Raw genomic sequence first — 17,768 nt, 5'->3', positions numbered from 1 at the left:
CTATGCCCCCTGGCCCGAACTGGATCACAGGGGGTCTTAGGACTTTGCACAGCCCCTCCCTACCTCATCTTGGGAGAGGGAAGCACCGCACAGAAGGCGTTCTAGACTCCCTTCACTTCAACGAAGAGAGGTTTTACCCATGAACAAAACGCTTCCTATGCTGTCCACCCTGCTGCTGTCCACCGCCCTTGCCGGGGGCACCCAGGCCCAGATGTCCTCCACCTTCCCCGACCGGGGCACCGTCAGCGTGAACGGCGCGACCGTCTTTTACAAAGCCCAGGGCCAGGGCCAGCCTCTGCTGCTCATTCACGGCTACCCGCTGAGCGGCGAGCTGTTCAAGAACAACCGCAACATTCCCGGCTACCGCGTGATCACGGTGGATCTGCCTGGCTTCGGCATGAGCAAGGCGCCCAGCCGCGAGGCCAGCATCGAGAATTACGCGATGACGATGGTGGGCTTCATGGACGCCCTGAAGATCGACAAGGCGGTCGTCGGCGGCATGAGCATGGGGGGCATGACCCTGCTCCAGATGTACAAGATGGCCCCCGAACGCTTTAGGGGCCTCATCTTCATCGACACGACTGCCGACCCGGCCGGCGTCGCCGAGGCGGCCACTTGGCGCGGCAACGCCCAGCAGGCCGAGCAGATGGGCGTCGCCAGCCTCGTCCCCGGTCTGCTGCCCCGGATGCTCACCGGCGAGAGCCGCATGAAGATGCCCAACCAGGTCACGCACCTGTCAAACATCGTCAAGGGAGCGAGTCTGAACGGCGCGATCGGCGGCGGCAACGCCCTGGCCGCCCGCCCCGACGCCAACCCCGTCCTGCCGACTATCAAGGTGCCCACCCTGCTCGTCTTCGGGGTCGAGGACAACGTGACACCCACTGAACTCGCCATGAAGATGCAGAAGGGCATTGCGGGTAGCCAACTGGCCCTGATTCCGGGTGCGGGTCACGCCGCCGTTTTCGAGAAGGCCGCCGCCGCGAACGCCGCGATGGTCGAGTGGCTGCGCACGGTACGCTGAGCCGCCACGGACAAACAGAGAAAGGCGGGGCCATTGCGCCCCCGCCTTTCTCTGTTTGTCCCTTCAAGGGCACCCAGCTCAGTGGGCGGCCACGACCTCACGTCCGCGCTGCTCCTCGGCCAAGCGCGGCCAGTTCACGCGGCGGTGGCGCCATTCGAAGATCAGCACTTTGACGATCTCCTCCAGGCCGCGCGCCAGGAACACCCCCCAGACGCCCATCGGGCTGTACAGTCCCAGCCCGATGGCGAGCGGCAGCCCTACCACGAAGGCCCCGACCACGTCTCCCGTGATGACGCCCTTACCGTCCCCCGCGCTGGGCAGCACGCCGCCGCCCACGATCATGTTGCGCACCTTGAAGACCTGCGTGGCCGCGTTGATGAGGATGCCCAGCACCGCAATCTCCTGCACGCTGGTCCCCACACGGGGAAACAGGACCGGCAGCAGCAAAGCGCTGAGTGCGAAGAGCAGCCCGAAGCCCAGTCCGGTCGCCAAGCCGGCACGTGAAATGCGCCGGAGCCACAGCTGCGCGCCGGGAGCGTCCCCCGCGCCGAGCGAGCGCCCGATGAGGACGGTCGCCGCGCTCATCAGGCCAAATGACCCGACCACGAAGATGCCCTCCAGGGTCTGCACGATCTGGCTGGCCGCCAGGGCCACGGTGCCCACCCGCGCGAACACGGCGGCGTACATGAATCCCCCGAGGCTCCAGACGAACTCGGTGAAGGCCAGCGGCGCCGAGAGGGCCAGCAGCGGGCGGGCGATCCGGCCCCAGTCGGGGCGGGCCGGGAACCTCAGCGAGGCGAGTCGTCGCGGCCCGTAGATCTGATAGGCGAGGATGGCGGCCTTGAGGGTATTGGCAACCACCAGTGCCCACGCGGCCCCCACCACACCCAGCTCCGGAAAGGGACCGGTTCCGAAGACGAGTCCGACCGCGACCACGCATTCGACGACCACTGAGATACTCGTGGCGATCAGGGGGGTGCGGGCGTGCCCCAGCGAGCGCAGCGCTCCGCTGAAGATCCAGCCCAGCATCCCTGGCACGAGGGCCAGCATGGCGACCTGCATGTAGGGAGTGGCAGCCTGTGTAACGTCCTCAGCGCCGCCCGCGAGATGCAGCAGCGTGCCTGCTCCCAGGATGACCGGCACCGAGACGAGGACCGCCAACACCACCGAAGAGAGCAGCGTGACGGTCAGGGTGTGGTCGACCCCGGCCTGGTCGCCCGCACCCGTACGCCGCGCAACCAGGATGCTGGTGCCCGAGCCGAGTGCCCCGAGCGTCACGAAGAACAGGAAGGTCAGGCTGCCCGACAGACCCACCGACGCCACCGCGACGGCCCCCAGAGTGCCCACGATGATCTGATTGATGAAGGTGAGCAGAAGCTGGATGACCATTTCCAGGCTCACAGGGACGGCAATGGACGCGATCTCACGTCTGGGCGAGGGGTGAATCGATTCAGAAGGCAGGCTGGTGAGGGGAGGCGCAGACATTGTCTCAGGCTACACCCGGTGCGCTGCGCTGACGTCAGCCGTTTGGCGGGGTCAGGCCGGCCCAGGCAGCGGCCCCCGACCTGACCCCCATCCTCTACTCGGTCTGCTTGTCTTCCTTGATCTCGGCGGCCAGCTCGGCCACGCGCCCCTCACGCGGATTGACGCTTTCCAGCACGCGCGCAAAGGCGGCGATCACCTGATCGATCTGCTCCTTGCTGATGGTCACGGGCGGCAGGAAGCGCACGACCAGCGGCGTGGCCTGGAGGGTCAGCACGCTCTCCTCGTGTTCCAGAGCGGCGATGTAGGGCGCGCTCTTTTCCTTGAGCTCGACGCCGATCATCAGGCCCAGTCCACGCACCTCGCGGATTTTGGGCGAGCCGATGGCGCGCAGCTTCTCCATGAAGTACGCGCCCTTTTCGCGGGCCTGCTCGGCCATCTGCTCGCGCTTCATAGCGCGGATGGCCGCGACCCCGGCCGCCATCGTCATGGGATTGCCGCCGAAGGTGGTGCCGTGGCCGCCGGCCGGCATGCGGTCGGCCACCTCGGCCGTCATCGCCAGCGCGCCGACAGGCAGCCCGCCCGCCATCGCCTTGGCGAGCGTCATGGCGTCGGGGATCACGCCCGAGTGCTCGCAGGCGAACATCTTGCCGGTGCGGCAAAAGCCGGTCTGGATCTCGTCGAGGATCAGGAGGGCGCCCTTTTCCTTCGTGATGCGGCGGGCTTCCTGCATGAACTCGATGCTGGCTGGTCGCACGCCGCCCTCGCCCTGCACGGGTTCGAGGATGACGGCGGCCGTTTCATCGGTCACGGCAGCGCGGAGCTGTTCGATGTCGCCGTAGGTGATGAAGTCCACGTTGCGGTTGTCCACGGCGTCGCCGAAGGGCTCACGGTACTTGGGCTCCCAGGTGAAGGCGAGCGCGCCCAGCGAGCGGCCCGAGAAGCCGCGCTTCATGCTCACAAAGCGTTTGCGGCCGGTGCCGGTGATGGCGAACTTCTTGGCCGCCTCCATCGCCTCGGTACCCGAGTTGCACAGGAACACGCGCTCCAGGCCCTGCGGCAGCACGCCGACCAGCTCGGTCAGGAACTCGGCGCGCTTGTCGTTGGGCAGCGTCTGCGGCATCACGATGAGGCGGTCGGCCTGGTCCTTGATGGCCTTGACCACGTCCGGGTGCCCGTGCCCGATGTTCGCCACACCGTATCCAGCCACGCAGTCGATGTACTCGCGGCCCGTTTCGTCCCAGACGGTCGCGCCCTTGGCCCGCACCATCACGACCTGGTGCTTGTTGTACACACCGCTGTCGTACTTCTGTTCGGCCTCGAGCCACTTGCTCTGCTGCGGTTGGGTCGTCATGGACTTCAGTGTAGGGGCTAACGGCGGGCCGGGGCAGGCCGGTGTCCAGTCCGGCGGACCCGTCCTCAGAAGCGCTCATCGCCGCGCCACCTCACCGCCCGCACATAGGCCGACGCTGCAGCAAGGCAGCCCGGACGCTGCGCGCGGGCCAACGAACGGCAGATGGTCTGGAGGTTGCGTAATAAAGCCGCGTCGCTGCGCAGCCGGTTGTCCGCTGTGCGGGCCTCGCGTCCCAGGTTGCGGTAGGCGAAGTCGTGGACGTTGCACGCGGGCCGGAACAGCTCGCGGTAGCCCAGGCCCAGCCCGGTGGGCGCGCTGCACCCGTTGCGCGACCAGTCCAGCCCGGCGAACGGCGCCCCGGCCTGCGCGGCGTACTCGGCGTCGTAGGCAGCGACCTCGCCCCAGGCCACCCGTCCGATATAGGCCAGTCGCGCCGACACTTCCGGAGCAGGCGGCACGTCGAGGCGCGGCGCGCAGGCCACTAGGCCGAGCACGGTAACGGCGGCGCAGACCAGAAGGCGAGGCACAGACACGGGGCCAGTCTAGGCTCGCCGCCGGACGGGAGCGCCCCGGAAAGGCAGCCGGTCCCGTCTGCTACCCTGTGGTCAACCTAACGAGCGTTTGTTTTTCTTCTCCCCCACCGGAGGCCCACCCATGAAGACCAAGAACGAGTGGCTGAGCAGCGTCTACCAGCCCGCCGCCCAGAAGTTCCCCGAGCGCAAGTACAACTTCACCAACCTGTCCGACATGGACCCGGAGCCGATCTACACCGCCGACGACCTGGAGGACTGGGACGCCGGGCGAGAACTGGGTTACCCCGGCGAGTTTCCGTATACGCGCGGCGTGCAGCCCTCGGTGTACCGGGGCAAGCTGTGGACCATGCGGATGTTCGCGGGCTTCGGCAGCGCTGAGCAGACGAACGCCCGCTTTCACGCGCTGCTGAGCGCGGGCCAGACGGGCCTCTCGACCGCCTTCGACCTGCCGACCCTGATGGGGTACGACTCGGACCACCCCTTCTCGCGCGGTGAGGTCGGCAAGTGCGGCGTGGCGGTGAGCAGCCTCGCGGATATGGAATTGCTGTTCGCGGGCATCGACCCGACGACCGTCACGACGTCCATGACCATCAACAGCCCGGCCAACGCCATCTGGGCCATGTACATCGCCAACGCGCAGAAGCAGGGCAAGGATCTGGGTCAGGTCGGCGGCACCATCCAGAACGACATCCTGAAGGAATTCATCGCGCAAAAAGAGTTCATCTACCCCCCTGCGCCCAGCGTGAAACTCGTCATCGATACCTTCGAGTGGGGGCCCAAGGTGCTGCCGAAGTGGAACTTCATCTCGGTGAGCGGCTACCACATCCGCGAGGCGGGGGCGACCGGCGTGCAGGAACTGGCCTTCACGCTGGCCGACGGCTTCCACTATGTCGAAAAGGCGCTGGAGCGCGGGCTGAACATCGACGAGTTCGCGCCGCGCATCTCTTTTTTCTGGGACATCCACAACGACTTCTTCGAGGAAATCGCCAAGATGCGCGCCGCCCGCCGCATCTGGGCGCGGCAGATGCGGGACCGCTACGGCGCGAAGAACCCCCGCAGCCTGATGCTGCGTACCCACTCGCAGACCGCCGGGGTGTCGCTGCCGGCGCAGCAGCCGCTGAACAACATCGCGCGGGTGGCGATTCAGGCCCTCGCCGCCGTACTGGGCGGCACCCAGAGCCTGCACACCGACTCCTTCGACGAGGCGCTGGCCCTGCCCACAGAGGAAGCCGCGACCATCGCGCTGCGCACCCAGCAGATCATCGCCTACGAGACGGGCGTGGCCGGCGTGGTAGACCCGCTGGCCGGCAGCTACTACGTCGAGAAGCTGACGAACGACATTGAGGCCGCCGCGCTGGGGTACATCGAGCAGATTCGCGCGCTGGGCGGAGTCGAAGCTGGGATCGAGAGCGGCTTTTTCCAGCTGGAGATGGCCGAGGCCGCCTACCGTTACCAGCGTGAGGTCGAGCGCGGCGAACGCATCATCGTGGGCGTCAACGACTTCGTGCAGGACCCGGTCAGCGTGCCCATCCAGAATATTGACCCGCAGGTTGAGGCCCTGCAGGCCGCGCGGCTGGCTCAGGTGCGGCGTGAGCGTGACCCGAAACGTGCCGAGGCCGCCCTGGCCGACCTGCGGAGCACCGCCGTCACGGGTGCCAATTCCATGCCCGCCTTCCTGGAGTGCGCCCATGCCTACTGCACCCTGGGCGAGCAGATGGACATCCTGAAAACCGTCTACGGCGAATACACCGAGCCGGTGCTGATCTAGGTGGAGACCCGTCTGGAGGCAGAGCGCGCCCTCTCGGCCACTTCTGCTTTCAGTCCAGCCACAGCGAAAGCCCCTCCGAGTTGTCCCAAAGGGGTTTTCGCTGTGGTACCGTGACCTTACTGCTGGGCGGCGGGGCGCTGGCCCTGGGCGTCGTCGGCCGGGCTGAAGGTCAGGCACTGCGCCTGCTGGGCGCTCAGGCTCACTTCGATCTGGCCGGCCGTGCACTTCATCTCGCTGTTGAAGCGGCAGGTGGTGGCGTCGCAGCGGGAAACGGTCGTCGTGTCGTTCATGCCTGTCACTCTAAATGGCCTGCGTTCTCTTGAAAGTAGGCCGCTCCGTCATGTATTCCGAGTGGTCTACTTAAACATACCGGCATACTCAGGTCTACAGCTTTGGCAAAAAGGAGGACCGTCCTGAGATGACGGTCCTCTTTTTCTCACCACTCCGATCTTGTCGCCGACCTCAGAACACGTAGCTCTTGGGAACCACGACCACACCGTTCTCGGTGATGGTGAAGCCCCGGTCCAGGTCCTGCTCGGGATTCAGGCCGATGGTCGTGCCGGGCGGAATGGTCACGTCCTTGTCCACGATCACGCGGCGCAGGTGCGAGTGGCGCCCCACCTCCACGTCATCGAAGATCACGCAGTTTTCGACGAGCGAGTACGAGTGCGTGCGGACGTTACGCCCCAGCACTGAGTCACGCACAGTCCCCCCACTGATGATGGTGCCCCCGGCCATGATCGAGTTGAACGCCTGGCCCTTGCGGCCGTCGCTCTCGTGAACGAACTTGGCGGGCGGCGAGAACTCGCTGCTCGTGCGCAGCGGCCACTGCGGGTTGTAGATATCGAACTCGGGATTGACGCTCACGAGGTCCATGCTCGCCTCAAAATAGGCGTCGAGCGTGCCCACGTCGCGCCAGTACAGGTTCGCGCCGGTCTGCCCCGGAATGGGGTTGCGGTGGAAATCGTAGGCCTGCACGTGATAGCCGTCGGCCAGGGCGCGCGGAATCACGTTGTGCCCGAAGTCGAAGCCGTCTTCCTGGCCACTGATGCTCGCTTCGAGGAGTTCCTCGAGCGCGCGGCGCGAGAAGATGTAGTTGCCCATGCTCGTCAGGCTGGTGTCGGGGTCGCCGGGAACGCCGGGCGGGTCCTTGACCTTCTCCAGAAACTCAGTGACGCGGCCGCGCGTGTCCACCTGCATCACGCCGAAGCGGTGCGCCTCGTTGCGCGGCATGGGATAGGCGGCGATGCTGATATCGGCGCGCGACTCGATGTGCTTTTCGAGCATGTGCTCGACGTTCATCTTGTAAATATGGTCCCCCGAAAACACGGCCACGTAGTCGGCGTCGTAGTTTTCGATGAGATGCATGTTCTGGTACACGGCGTCGGCGGTGCCGCGGTACCACACCGCGCCGAGTTCCTCGTAGCGGTACATCTGCGCGGGCACGAGCGTGATGAAGTAGTCGCTGAGGAAGGTGCCGAAACGCCAGCCGCGCTGGATGTGCTCGGTGAGGCTCTGGGCCTTGTACTGCGTCAGGACATAGACCGAGAACACGCCGCTGTTGATGAAGTTGTTGATGGCGAAGTCGATGATGCGGTACTTGCTGCCAAAGGGAACGGCGGGCTTGCTGCGCTTCTGGGTCAGCGGGGCGAGGCGCGACCCCTGACCACCCGCGAGAATCATGCCGAGGACACGTGGTTTCATCTGAAAGACCTCCGGAAAAAGAAGAGAGAACACACCGCCGAACCAGGACCTGGGAGGCCAAGCCTCCGGACCGGGCAACGGCGTGTAGAAACGGGCTTGTTCCCGCTTACTCTACTCTGACGCCTCCGCAAAACATTTAAGCCCTGTTTAAATTTGCCAGTCTTGACGCCGTCCGTCTAACGTGCTCCGAGCCCCAGGGCAGCCCGCAGGTGCGCCTCTACCCCGGCAGGCGAGAGCACTTCGGCTCCGAGTTGACGGCGGGTCCAGGTGAGCTGGCGCCGGGTGTACTGTCGCGTGGCGAGCACGATGCGGGCGGCCGCTTCCTCGGGGCGCAGTTCACCGCGGGCCACGGCGAAGGCCTCGCGGTAGCCGAGCGCCTGCCACGCGGTCGGGCGCGGCTCACGCTGCGGGTCTACCTGCGCGGCGAGCCAGAGAGCCTCCTCCGGCCAGCCGCCCGCGAGCATGGCGCGGGTCCGAGATTCGACCCGCTCTAGCAGCTCGGGTTCGGGGGGCGAAAAGGCCAGGACCCGGTAAGAGAAAGCCGGCGGCGCGTGCCCGAACTCACCGGGATACCTCCCCGTGCGGCGCCGGATCTCCAGGGCGCGCACCACGCGGCGGGGGTTGCGTTCCATCCGCGCCGCCTCGCCCGGATTCTCGGCAGCGATGTCGGCCAGCAGGGCGTCTAGGCCGCGCGCTTCCAGCTCGGCCTCGACCACGGCGCGGGCCCCCACGTCGGCGGGAGGCGTCAGGGGCAGGCCGCGCGTGAGGGCCGTGAGGTAGAACCCGGTCCCGCCCACCACTATGGGCTGCGCGCCGCGCGCCAGGATGTCGGCGACGGCGCTCTCGGCGGCGCGGGCGTAGGCCGCCACGCTGTAGTCCTCGGTCACGTCAGCCACATCCAGGAGGTGATGCGGCACGGCGGCGCGTTCGGCCGCGTCCGGCTTGGCCGTGCCGATGTCCAGGCCCCGGTACACCGTGAAGGCGTCGGCGGCGACGATCTCGACCGGCCAGCCAGCGGCGGCGCTTTCCTGGGCCAGGGCCAGCGCCAGCGCCGTCTTGCCCGAGGCGGTGGGCGCAGTCAGAACGGGAATGGGAGTAGAAGGAAGCGGAGGCACGCCAGCGCATTGTGCCCGCTGGCGGCGGGGCAGTGCTACGGTGGGAGCATGAACAAGCCCGTGCTGTCCAGGCTGCAACACCTCATGACCCTGCGCGAGGAGGTCGAGACGCTGAGCCGGGGGGGACGCTGGGTACCGGCCGCCGACTGGTGCGACGCGGGCACCCACCTCGAACTGTGGGTGGACGTGCCGGGCGTGACCCCCGAGACCCTGACCCTGAGCGAGGAGGGCCGGGACGTCACGGTGTCCGGCGAGCGCGAGCCCCTGACCAGACTGATTTCCGGGGATCGGCCGGGCGGCTCATTCAGCCTCACCCTGACCTTTCCCGAGGAAGTGCTGCCCCAGAGCGGCCAGGCCAGCCTCGCCAGCGGTGTCCTGACGGTGCGCTTCGAGAAGCGCTATCCGACGATAGACGTGCGTAGCGAGGCCGAAGACTGACGGCCGGTTCCCTCTCCCGCGGTCTACTGCGCCTGCACCCGCCAGACGCGGCCCGCGCCGTCGTCGGTGATCAGCAGGGCGCCGTCGGGGGCCACCACGAGGTCCACCGGACGGCCGAGGGTGTTCTGACCGCTCAGGAAGCCGGTCAGAAAGTCGCTGACCTTGCCGCTCTGGGGGTCGACCTGCACCACCTTGAAACCACTCTTGGTACTGCGGTTCCAGCTGCCGTGCAGCGCGACGAACATCTGGCCCCGGTAGGCGGTCGGGAAAGACTTGCCGTCGTAGAAGGCCAGCCCCAGCGGCGCCGAGTGCGCGGTGGTGAGCGCGAAGGCGGGGGTGGCGCCCGCACACGCAGCGGCAGTCTTGCGCCCGAAGTCCTTATCCCACACCTGCGGCTGTCCGGCCTGCGTGGTGTAGCAGTAGGGCCAGCCGTAGAACCCCCCGGCCTTGAGCTTGTAGAAGCCCTCGGGCGGGATGTTGTCGCCGAGCTGGTCGCGGCCGTTGTTGGTGGCGTACAGGGTACCCCCGTTCCACTCGATGCCCACGGGGTTGCGCAGGCCCGTGGCGTAGGCCTTGCCGTTCTTGCCGTCGGCGTCGTAGACCCACACTGCGGCGCGCTTGGGGTCGCTCTCCTCGCACACATTGCAGGTGCTCCCGGTCGCCACGTACATCCTGCCGTCGGGGCCGAATTCGACCGTGCGCGTCGAGTGGCCGCCGCCGCCCGGCAGGCTCACGAGTTTCTGGGCGCTGCCCGTTGCCTTGGTATCGCCGGTCTTGTAGGCGAAGCGCACCACGCCGTCGGTATTGGCGACGTACAGATACCCATTGTGGAAGGCCAGCCCGTGCGGCTGATTCAGGCCCGAGGCGAAGGTCACCTTGCCGTCGGCCCGGCCGTCCTTGTTACGGTCGGCCAGCACGAGTACGGCGCCCGAGCGCGGCTCACTCAGGAAGATGTCGCCGTTGGGGGCCACCGCCATGAACCGAGGCTGCGAGAGTCCCTCGGCGTACAGGGACACCTTGAAGCCGTCCGGAACCTTGAGGTCGGGAGTCTGGGCACTCGCCACGCCCAGACCCGAAGCCGCCAGGGCGGCCGCCATCCACAGCAGTTTTCGCATCCTCCCATCTGATCACGCAGCGGTGAGAGGGGGCCGGGAAGCGGGTAAAGACTCAGCGGCTCAGCAGCAGCGAAATCGAGACGCCGACGACCGCCACGAGCAGCACGCCCTGAAGGAAGGTGAGGCCCACCCACCCGAACCCCCGCGCCCGCTGGGGGTGCGTCTGCCCGAACCACAGGGTCGCCAGCCCCCAGGCGAGCAGCAGCGGCGGACAGACACAGGTCGCCAGCAACAGCGCGAACTTCTGTCCAGAGGTCAGGGGCGCGTCTTCGGAGGAGAACATACCCAGACTCCGGGGCTGCTGGCCCCGGAGTTGCCCCTAGAGTTTGCGCATCCGCCTCCCTGTTCCAGGCCGCTGCCGGCCGACTCAGTGGCGCTCGGCCGGCAGGTAGTCGAACCGTGCCCCCAGCGTCTCCAGGTGCCCGAAAAACTGCGGGTAGCTCTTGCGGATGTGGTGCGCGCCGGTGATCCGCAGGGGCGCGTCGGCTTTCAGGCCCAGGAGGGTTAGCAGCATGATCATGCGGTGGTCGCCGTGGCCGTCGGCCGTGATCCCGCCGGCCAGCCGGGGCGCGCCTGTGATGCTCAGGCTGTCGGCCGTCTCGGAGATCTCCAGGCCCAGACGCTGCAACTCGCGCCGGGTATCGCTGATGCGGTCGCACTCCTTGAGACGCAGGGTCGCCACATTCTCCCAGGTGGTCGTGCCCCCGGCGAGAGCGGCGGCGGCGCTCAGGGCCTGCACCGCGTCGGTGAAGCCGTCGCCGTCGCGCGTCACCGCGTGCAGGGGCCGCCCGCCGCGCACCGTGACCGCGTCTCCCGCGCGGGTGAGGTCGGCGCCCATTGCCCGCAGCACGTCCAGCGCCTCACGCTCGCCCTGGAGATCGTGTTCGCGCAGGTTCGAGAGCCGCACCTCGCCGGGCAGCAGCGCCGCCGCCGCGAGAATCGCCGCTGAGCCAGGGTAGTCGCCGGGCACGAGGACCCGCCCCGGCCGGTAGGTCTGGTTGCCCGGAATGGAGACGCGGCTCAGATCCTCGTTCGCCGTGGCGCGCACCCCGAAGGCCTCCAGCGTGCCGAGAGTCTGGCGCAGCGGCGCGTGGCTCTTGATATCGCCGGTCAGGTGCAGGTCGAGGCCGCCGGGCAGCAGTGGGGCCAGGAACATCAGGGCGGAGGCGTACTGGCTGCTGCGCTCGGCACTTACCTCCACGGCACCGCCGCGCACCGGGCCCGCGATGGACAGGGGCAGGCGACCGCCCTCGCTCTCGACCCGCGCGCCCAGCCGCGACAGGGCTTCGAGCAGGTCGCCCTGGGGTCGCCGACCGAGCGAGTCGGGATAGTCGGTGACGAAGGTGGTGCCGGTGGTCAGGGCCGCTACGCCCATCAGGAACCGCGCCACCGCGCCCGCGTTGCCGGGGTTCAGGGTGACGCCGGACCGGGGCGAGTCTCCGAAGCCCCGCACGACCACGTCTTCCCCGACATGGGTGATCCCTGCCCCCCAGTCCGCGAGGCAGCGCAGCATCGCCTGGGCGTCCTCGCTGGTGGCGACGCCCACCACGCGGGTCTCGCCCGGGGCGAGGGCCGCCGCCAGCAGGTAGCGGGTGGTGTAGTTCTTGCTGGGCTGGGCGCGCAGCTCGCCCCTCAGCTCGCGTACCGGGTGCACCAGCACATCGAAAGTCTCCGGCAGGCCGTCCGTACTCATGGGCTGGAGGCTAGCGCGCGCAGCCACCGGGGCGCGCCGGGCTGCTTAGCGGGGGCAGGCGGCGTCCAGCTTCTGCTTCGGCGCGGCCAGCCGCGCGCCGCCTCCGTCTGCATCCCTCGGCCAGCTGGACGAGGCATCGGAGCCTACCGAGGACAACCCGGATTCGGCATCAGCGCAGCAAGCGGTCCGGCCGGACCCCGTGTGGGTCGGGAAGCACGCAAGGCGGCCCCTGGCCCCAGCCCAGCGGCGCGGCGTTGGGTCCGCAGCGCGCGAGGTAGGCGTGGGCGTAGGCTTCCGCGAAGCCCTCGACCGGCGAGGCGTGGTAGGCGCTGTAGACGCGGCCCTCGTCCCGGAAATCGCCGTGGGTGTACTCCAGCCGCGAGGCGTCCAGGCAGTGCCCGACCTCGTGGGCCAGCAGCAGCGTGCGCTGGCGGGGCGTGCCGTTCAGGAAGGCGGCGCGGTCCAGCATCACGAGGCAGACATGCCCGACCGGCACCGCGCAGCCCGAGAGCCGGGGTGAGCAGACGCCGTACTCGCGCGGCGAGACGAGCCGCACCGTGACGCTGGTTTCCGGCGGGTCGCCCAGGTTGACCGTCCAGCCGGGCGCACTCCACACCTGCGGCGCGCAGCTGCTCAGGAGGAGGAGCAGCAGACCTGCTCCCCACCTACCGCGCAGACTCCTGCCCCTCAGTCATCCCTGCGTTGTAGGCCGCCGAACCGCCACGCGCGATGCTCAGGGTCTGCCAGTCCTGACCGCGCAGTGTCTTGACGAGGAAGATGAGCTGGTAGACGTGCCCGCTGTAATGCGCCACCTGCCGCTGAATGGCTGCCAGGACGCTATGGGCCTCACCCCGGATGGTCAGTTCACGCGAGAGGTCGCCGGGCGTCAGGGCGTCGAGCACGTCCAGAAAGGTGGCCCAGCCCGCTTCCCAGAGCGCGTGCAGTTCGGCGGGCATGTCCTGGCCCTCGGCGAACTCGGCGTCGCGGTCGCGCCCCGGCGTCTCGCCCTCAGCGCCCGGCGCGTACCCGCCGCGCAGCGCTCCCCAGCGCGAGTGCATGTTGCCCGCCAGATGCGTGACGAGCACCGCCGCCGAGTTGCCCTCCGGGGCCAGCGGGGTGTGCCACTCGTCGGCGCGCAGTTGCGCGAGCGCCCCCTCCCCCAGCGCCTTGACTCCGCGCATCCGCGCGCGCACGTCCTGCAGGTACAGCTCGCCTACATCACTTGTCCCCAGTTCACTCATTTCGTCTCCTCCAGCACCGCTTTGAGCAGGTCGGGCCGGTTGGTGATGATGCCGTCCACGCCCAGCCCCACCAGCCGGCGCATCTCGGCCGGGTCGTCGATGGTCCAGACCTGTACCGCCACGCCGCGTGCGTGCATGGCGCGCACGAAGGCGGGCGTGACCACTGTGATTCCGCCGCCGCGCACCGGCACCTGCGCGACCTGTCCGGGCGCGCGGGCGAGGCGCGACAGGCCCACCTTGCTCAGCAGGACCAGGGGCCGCAACTCGCGCTCGGTCATGCTCGTCACGACCCCGGGGCACTCGGTGCGGAACCCGTTGAGGGCCTCGTCGCTGAAACTCGCCACAATGACCCGCCGCATGGCTCCGGCGTTCCGCAGCTTCTGGCACAGCGGAGCGGCGAGGCTGGGTGACACCTGCTTGATCTCGATGGTCAGTGGCAGGGGGGACACGTCCTCCAGCAGTTCGTCCACCGTCGCCACGCGCACGCCCTGGCCCCGGAAGGGAAACCCGCTGGCCCCGGCGGGCGTCAGGCGGTAGCCCGCGTCGGCTTCCCGCACCTGCGCCAGGGTCAGGTCGGCGATACGGCCAGCGCGGTCGGTCAGGCGGTCCAGCATCTCGTCGTGCGAGAGGACCAGCGCGCCGTCACGGGTGGCGTGCATGTCGGTCTCGATCATGTCCACGCCCAGCGCGGCGGCGTTGCGGTAGGCCAGCAGGGTGTTGCTGGGCCACAGGGCCTCGCCGCCCTGGTGGGCGATGTTCAGGGGCCGCGCACGGAGATAGGGATTGACCGCCGCCTCCGGTTTCGGCGCCGAGCAGCCGGCCAGCAACGTGCCCAGGCCCAGCAGGGCCACGCGCAGGAATGGACGCATGGCCCCACTGTGGCGCGTGGCGGTCAGCAGCGCAACAGGCACCCCGTGAGACTTCGGGCGCAGGGACCCGGCCCCGACCCGGAAGCCCGCAGCGCCCTTCCCACCGGGCAGACGGGGGGCGCCGCAGGCCTTCGCCCCGGCGCCCCCCGTCACCCGGCCTCAGGCCTTGACGAGTTCGATCCCGGCCAGTTCGTCCACCGGCAGGCCCCAGGTGTTCATGGCGGCGATAAAGGGATCGGGGTCGAGCTGCTCGACGTTCCAGACGCCCGGCTGCAGCCACTTGCCCTGCAGCATGAGCATCGCGCCGATCATGGCGGGCACGCCGGTGGTGTACGAGACGCCCTGCGCCTGAACCTCGCGGTAGCACTCGGCGTGGTCCTTGACGTTGTAGACGAAGTGGACCTTCTCCTCGCCGTCGTGGCCGATGCCCTTGGCCTGCACGCCGATACAGGTCTGGCCGGTGTAGTTCTCAGCGAGCGACTCGGGCGCGGGCAGCACGGCCTTGAGGAACTCGATGGGCGCGACCTGCTGGCCCCGGAACTCGATGGGCTCGATGCTCGTCATGCCGATGCCCTCGAGGACGCTGAGGTGCTTGATGTACGCCTCACCGAAGGTCATCCAGAAGCGCGCGCGCTTGATGGTCGGGAAGTGCTTGACGAGCGATTCGAGCTCCTCGTGGTACAGCACGTAGCTCCTGCGCGTAGCGACCTTGGGGTAGTAGATGTCCTGCGAGATTTCGAGGGGACGCGTCTCGACCCACTCGCCATTTTCCCAGTACCGCCCGTTCGCGGTGATCTCGCGGATGTTGATCTCGGGGTTGAAGTTGGTGGCGAACGCCTTGCCGTGGTCGCCGTTGTTGCAGTCCACGATGTCGAGGTAGTGGATTTCCTTGAAGTGGTGCTTGGCGTGGTGGGCGGTGAAGGCCTGCGTGGCGCCGGGGTCGAACCCGCAGCCCAGCAGCGCCGTCAGGCCCTTCTCGCGGAAACGGTCCTGATAGGCCCACTGCCACGAGTACTCGAACTTCGCCACATCCTTGGGTTCGTAGTTGGCGGTGTCGAGGTAGTGCACGCCGGTTTCCAGACAGGCGTCCATGATCGTGAGGTCCTGGTAGGGCAGCGCCACGTTGATGACGAGTTCGGGACCGAAGCCCTGGATGAGCTTGACGAGTTCGGGCACGTTGTCGGCGTCCACCGTGGCGGTCGTGAAGACGGCCCTGCTGTTCGGCATGTGTTCGTGGATTTCGGCCACGATCTTGTCGGCCTTGCTGACCGTGCGGGTGGCGATCAGGACCTCGGTGAAGACCGAGTCGTTCTGCGCGCACTTCTTGGCGACGACGTTCGCCACGCCGCCCGCCCCGATGATGATGACCTTGCTCATGGGGGGCAGTCTACCCGACCCGCCCCCGGAGACCGTCAGCCGGGACTTGACACGCCGCTCAGGTGTCACTAAATTGATGACAGGTCAGGAGGCCTCCCCGTGAATCACCAGTACGCCGTCGCCGTGCATATCCTGTCGCTGCTCGACTCCCAGCCCGCGTCCAGTTCGGAGGAACTGGCCGGCAGCGTGGGCGTGCACCCGGTCGTGATCCGGACCGTGACAGGTCTGCTGCGCCGCGCCGGATTGCTGGAGACGCGCCGCGGGGTGCCGGGGGCCCGGCTCGCCCGTCCCCCGCGCGACATCACGCTGCTCGACGTGTACCGCGCCGTGAATGCCCCCGAGCAGATGCTCAAGCACCACCCCCGGCCGAATATCGCCTGTCCGGTAGGCGCGAACATCCAGGCGGTGCTCGACGTGACCTCGCGCCGGGCGCAGGATGCCCTGGAGGCCGAACTCGCGGCGCATACCCTCGAAGGCGTGCTGGGCGACCTCCAGACCCGCATAGAACAGATGCCCTCTCCCGCCTGACTTTTTTTCGCCCAGGTGTAGATCTTTTCTCTACACCATTCCCCGCCGCCCCACGCGGCCCAGGAGTTCCCCATGACCAAGATCGCTGTTACCGCCGCCACCGGCCACCTCGGCCACCTCACCGTGCAGGCCCTGCTGGACCGGGGCGTCCGGGCGGGCGACATCGTCGCCGTCGTCCGCGACCCGCAGAAGGCGCAGGCGCTCGCCGCACAGGGCGTGGACGTGCGCCAGGCCGACTACACGCAGCCTGAGGGCTGGGCGCAGGCCCTCGCGGGCGTGGACCGCCTCCTGCTCATCAGCAGCAGCAGCATGGAGGACCGCGCCGGGCAGCACCGCACCGTGATCAAGGCCGCGAAGGCGGCGGGCGTGGAGCTGCTGGCCTACACCAGCCTGCTGGGGGCCGACACGGCGCGGATGTCGCTGGCCGCCGACCACCAGGCGACCGAGGCGATCCTGAAGGCCAGCGGCGTGCCCTACGTGCTGCTGCGCAACGGCTGGTACCTGGAGAACTACAACGCGGCGCAGTCACTGGGCGCGGGCGCGGTGCTGGGCGCGGCCGGCGAGGGCCGGATCAACGCCGCCGCGCGCCGCGACTACGCCGAGGCCGCCGCCGCCGTCCTGAGCACGGAGGGCCACGCCGGCAAGACCTACGAACTGGGCGGCGACGAGGGCTTCACGCTCGCCGAACTAGCCGCCGAGATCGGGCGCCAAGGCGGCAAGGACGTGGCCTACCACGACCTGCCCGAGGCCGAATACGAAAAGACCCTGGAAGGCTTTGGCCTACCGACCCCCGTCGCGCAGATGCTCGCTAGCAGCGACGGCGGCGTCAAGCGCGGCGAACTGGCGACCAGCAGCAGTGACCTGCGCAACCTGATCGGCCGTCCCACGACCACGCTGGCCCAGGGCGTGGCCGCGCAACTCGGCAACTGAACCCGGCCGCGTGCCCCAGCCGTGCTCTAGGCTGGGGCACGTGACCGGTCTGAAACCCAAGCTGCCCCCCCGTGAAGTGACCCCCGAGGAACGGGCACGCTCCGCCCGCACCTTCTGGATGATTCTGCTGGGCTTCGTCACGCTCGTGAGCGCGGCCACCGCGTATGTGGCCTGGGGCGGGCGGCAGGTGCGCGACTACGGTCAGGCGGTCTACACGGCCGCCCTCCAGGCGCCGCCCCAGACGGGCGTGTCCTACGACGTGCCCTGTGCTCAGGTGCTGCCGGCCCGGAGCGCTCCTGGCAGCGTCCAGAGCTGCGTGGCCGAGGTGCGCGGCGGTCAGGTGGCGGTCGTGCTGTCGACCGGCAGCGGCCGGCAATACCGCGTGCCCCGCTGAGCAGCCGTGCGCCGGTCCGGGCCCGTTTCGCCGTACTCGCTTTCTGAGCAGCGGGGTGTAGTTCAGGCAGAACGGACACTCTAAAAAGACACCAGCATGCCCTGAAACGGCCCTCCTCCCGGAGATGAAGACTCGGGGAGCTTTTTCCAGGAAGGCGTGAGAAAAGCGGGACCTTCGTAGGGGCATCCGTAAAGCTCCTTCTCACG

The 17,768-nt window shown here is 68.3% G+C and carries 19 protein-coding genes; 6 read left to right on the top strand and 13 right to left on the bottom strand.

The window, feature by feature from the left end; genetic code table 11:
* Positions 1 to 139: 139 nt before the first annotated feature.
* Positions 140 to 1,021: an alpha/beta fold hydrolase gene (locus ASF71_RS00155; RefSeq protein WP_056293071.1), complete on the top strand. Its 882-nt coding sequence runs from the start codon at positions 140 to 142 to the stop codon at positions 1,019 to 1,021.
* Between the two features lie 78 nt (positions 1,022 to 1,099).
* On the opposite strand, the gene ASF71_RS00150 is transcribed toward ASF71_RS00155, so the two are convergent.
* The 3 genes from ASF71_RS00150 to ASF71_RS00140 all read right to left on the bottom strand — a co-directional run bounded on the left by ASF71_RS00150 (position 1,100) and on the right by ASF71_RS00140 (position 4,390).
* Positions 1,100 to 2,506, bottom strand: coding sequence for an MATE family efflux transporter (locus ASF71_RS00150; protein WP_056293068.1), 1,407 nt, complete (start codon positions 2,504 to 2,506; stop codon positions 1,100 to 1,102).
* 94 nt (positions 2,507 to 2,600) lie between these two features.
* Positions 2,601 to 3,857 (bottom strand): aspartate aminotransferase family protein, encoded by a 1,257-nt coding sequence (locus ASF71_RS00145; protein WP_056293064.1) that lies wholly within the window; start codon positions 3,855 to 3,857, stop codon positions 2,601 to 2,603.
* A 65-nt stretch (positions 3,858 to 3,922) separates the two neighbouring features.
* Positions 3,923 to 4,390 carry a phospholipase A2 gene (locus ASF71_RS00140; protein ID WP_082505257.1) on the bottom strand — a complete coding sequence of 156 codons (468 nt, stop codon included), beginning with the start codon at positions 4,388 to 4,390 and terminating at the stop codon, positions 3,923 to 3,925.
* Between the two features lie 121 nt (positions 4,391 to 4,511).
* Between ASF71_RS00140 and ASF71_RS00135 the strand changes: the two genes are divergently transcribed.
* A complete protein-coding gene (locus ASF71_RS00135) occupies positions 4,512 to 6,158 on the top strand; it encodes a methylmalonyl-CoA mutase family protein (RefSeq protein ID WP_056293058.1) in 1,647 nt (548 codons plus the stop codon).
* Between the two features lie 116 nt (positions 6,159 to 6,274).
* Here ASF71_RS00135 and ASF71_RS22205 read toward each other — a convergent pair whose 3' ends face one another.
* The 3 genes from ASF71_RS22205 to miaA form a co-directional block, all read right to left on the bottom strand.
* The gene (locus ASF71_RS22205; RefSeq protein ID WP_082505255.1) at positions 6,275 to 6,448 is read right to left on the bottom strand and encodes a DUF1540 domain-containing protein; all 174 of its coding nucleotides are present in this window, start codon (positions 6,446 to 6,448) and stop codon (positions 6,275 to 6,277) included.
* A 172-nt stretch (positions 6,449 to 6,620) separates the two neighbouring features.
* Positions 6,621 to 7,862: a glucose-1-phosphate adenylyltransferase gene (glgC, locus tag ASF71_RS00130; RefSeq protein WP_056294947.1), complete on the bottom strand. Its 1,242-nt coding sequence runs from the start codon at positions 7,860 to 7,862 to the stop codon at positions 6,621 to 6,623.
* Positions 7,863 to 8,038: 176 nt separating this feature from the next.
* Positions 8,039 to 8,977 (bottom strand): tRNA (adenosine(37)-N6)-dimethylallyltransferase MiaA, encoded by a 939-nt coding sequence (miaA, locus tag ASF71_RS00125; RefSeq protein WP_056293054.1) that lies wholly within the window; start codon positions 8,975 to 8,977, stop codon positions 8,039 to 8,041.
* Between the two features lie 48 nt (positions 8,978 to 9,025).
* Here miaA and ASF71_RS00120 point away from each other — a divergent pair, with 48 nt between their 5' ends.
* Positions 9,026 to 9,415 carry an Hsp20/alpha crystallin family protein gene (locus ASF71_RS00120; protein ID WP_056293051.1) on the top strand — a complete coding sequence of 130 codons (390 nt, stop codon included), beginning with the start codon at positions 9,026 to 9,028 and terminating at the stop codon, positions 9,413 to 9,415.
* 23 nt (positions 9,416 to 9,438) lie between these two features.
* Here ASF71_RS00120 and ASF71_RS00115 read toward each other — a convergent pair whose 3' ends face one another.
* From ASF71_RS00115 to ASF71_RS00085, 7 genes are all read right to left on the bottom strand, one after another.
* Positions 9,439 to 10,530: a sorbosone dehydrogenase family protein gene (locus tag ASF71_RS00115; protein WP_056293048.1), complete on the bottom strand. Its 1,092-nt coding sequence runs from the start codon at positions 10,528 to 10,530 to the stop codon at positions 9,439 to 9,441.
* 52 nt (positions 10,531 to 10,582) lie between these two features.
* Complete coding sequence (locus ASF71_RS00110) at positions 10,583 to 10,813, bottom strand: hypothetical protein (RefSeq protein WP_056293045.1); 231 nt, start codon at positions 10,811 to 10,813, stop codon at positions 10,583 to 10,585.
* 84 nt (positions 10,814 to 10,897) lie between these two features.
* Positions 10,898 to 12,223: a 3-phosphoshikimate 1-carboxyvinyltransferase gene (gene aroA, locus ASF71_RS00105; protein WP_056293043.1), complete on the bottom strand. Its 1,326-nt coding sequence runs from the start codon at positions 12,221 to 12,223 to the stop codon at positions 10,898 to 10,900.
* Between the two features lie 169 nt (positions 12,224 to 12,392).
* Complete coding sequence (locus tag ASF71_RS00100) at positions 12,393 to 12,839, bottom strand: hypothetical protein (RefSeq protein ID WP_235514056.1); 447 nt, start codon at positions 12,837 to 12,839, stop codon at positions 12,393 to 12,395.
* Positions 12,840 to 12,888: 49 nt separating this feature from the next.
* Positions 12,889 to 13,464: a DUF1572 family protein gene (locus tag ASF71_RS00095; protein ID WP_056293036.1), complete on the bottom strand. Its 576-nt coding sequence runs from the start codon at positions 13,462 to 13,464 to the stop codon at positions 12,889 to 12,891.
* Positions 13,461 to 14,333 (bottom strand): glycerophosphodiester phosphodiesterase, encoded by an 873-nt coding sequence (locus ASF71_RS00090; protein WP_056294943.1) that lies wholly within the window; start codon positions 14,331 to 14,333, stop codon positions 13,461 to 13,463. Before ASF71_RS00090 ends, ASF71_RS00095 begins: the two co-directional genes overlap by 4 nt.
* A 159-nt stretch (positions 14,334 to 14,492) precedes the next feature.
* Complete coding sequence (locus tag ASF71_RS00085) at positions 14,493 to 15,710, bottom strand: saccharopine dehydrogenase family protein (RefSeq protein WP_056293034.1); 1,218 nt, start codon at positions 15,708 to 15,710, stop codon at positions 14,493 to 14,495.
* 99 nt (positions 15,711 to 15,809) lie between these two features.
* On the opposite strand from ASF71_RS00085, the gene ASF71_RS00080 reads away from it, so the two are divergent.
* The 3 genes from ASF71_RS00080 (at position 15,810) to ASF71_RS00070 (ending at position 17,562) form a co-directional block, all read left to right on the top strand.
* The gene (locus ASF71_RS00080; protein ID WP_056293030.1) at positions 15,810 to 16,238 is read left to right on the top strand and encodes an Rrf2 family transcriptional regulator; all 429 of its coding nucleotides are present in this window, start codon (positions 15,810 to 15,812) and stop codon (positions 16,236 to 16,238) included.
* Between the two features lie 72 nt (positions 16,239 to 16,310).
* Positions 16,311 to 17,168 (top strand): SDR family oxidoreductase, encoded by an 858-nt coding sequence (locus ASF71_RS00075; RefSeq protein ID WP_056293025.1) that lies wholly within the window; start codon positions 16,311 to 16,313, stop codon positions 17,166 to 17,168.
* A 40-nt stretch (positions 17,169 to 17,208) separates the two neighbouring features.
* Entirely contained in the window at positions 17,209 to 17,562 is a 354-nt protein-coding gene (locus ASF71_RS00070) for a hypothetical protein (RefSeq protein WP_056293022.1), read from the top strand.
* Positions 17,563 to 17,768 lie beyond the last annotated feature (206 nt).

Source organism: Deinococcus sp. Leaf326 (genome assembly GCF_001424185.1).
Lineage (GTDB): Bacteria > Deinococcota > Deinococci > Deinococcales > Deinococcaceae > Deinococcus.
This window is presented reverse-complemented; position numbering and strand designations above follow the sequence as displayed.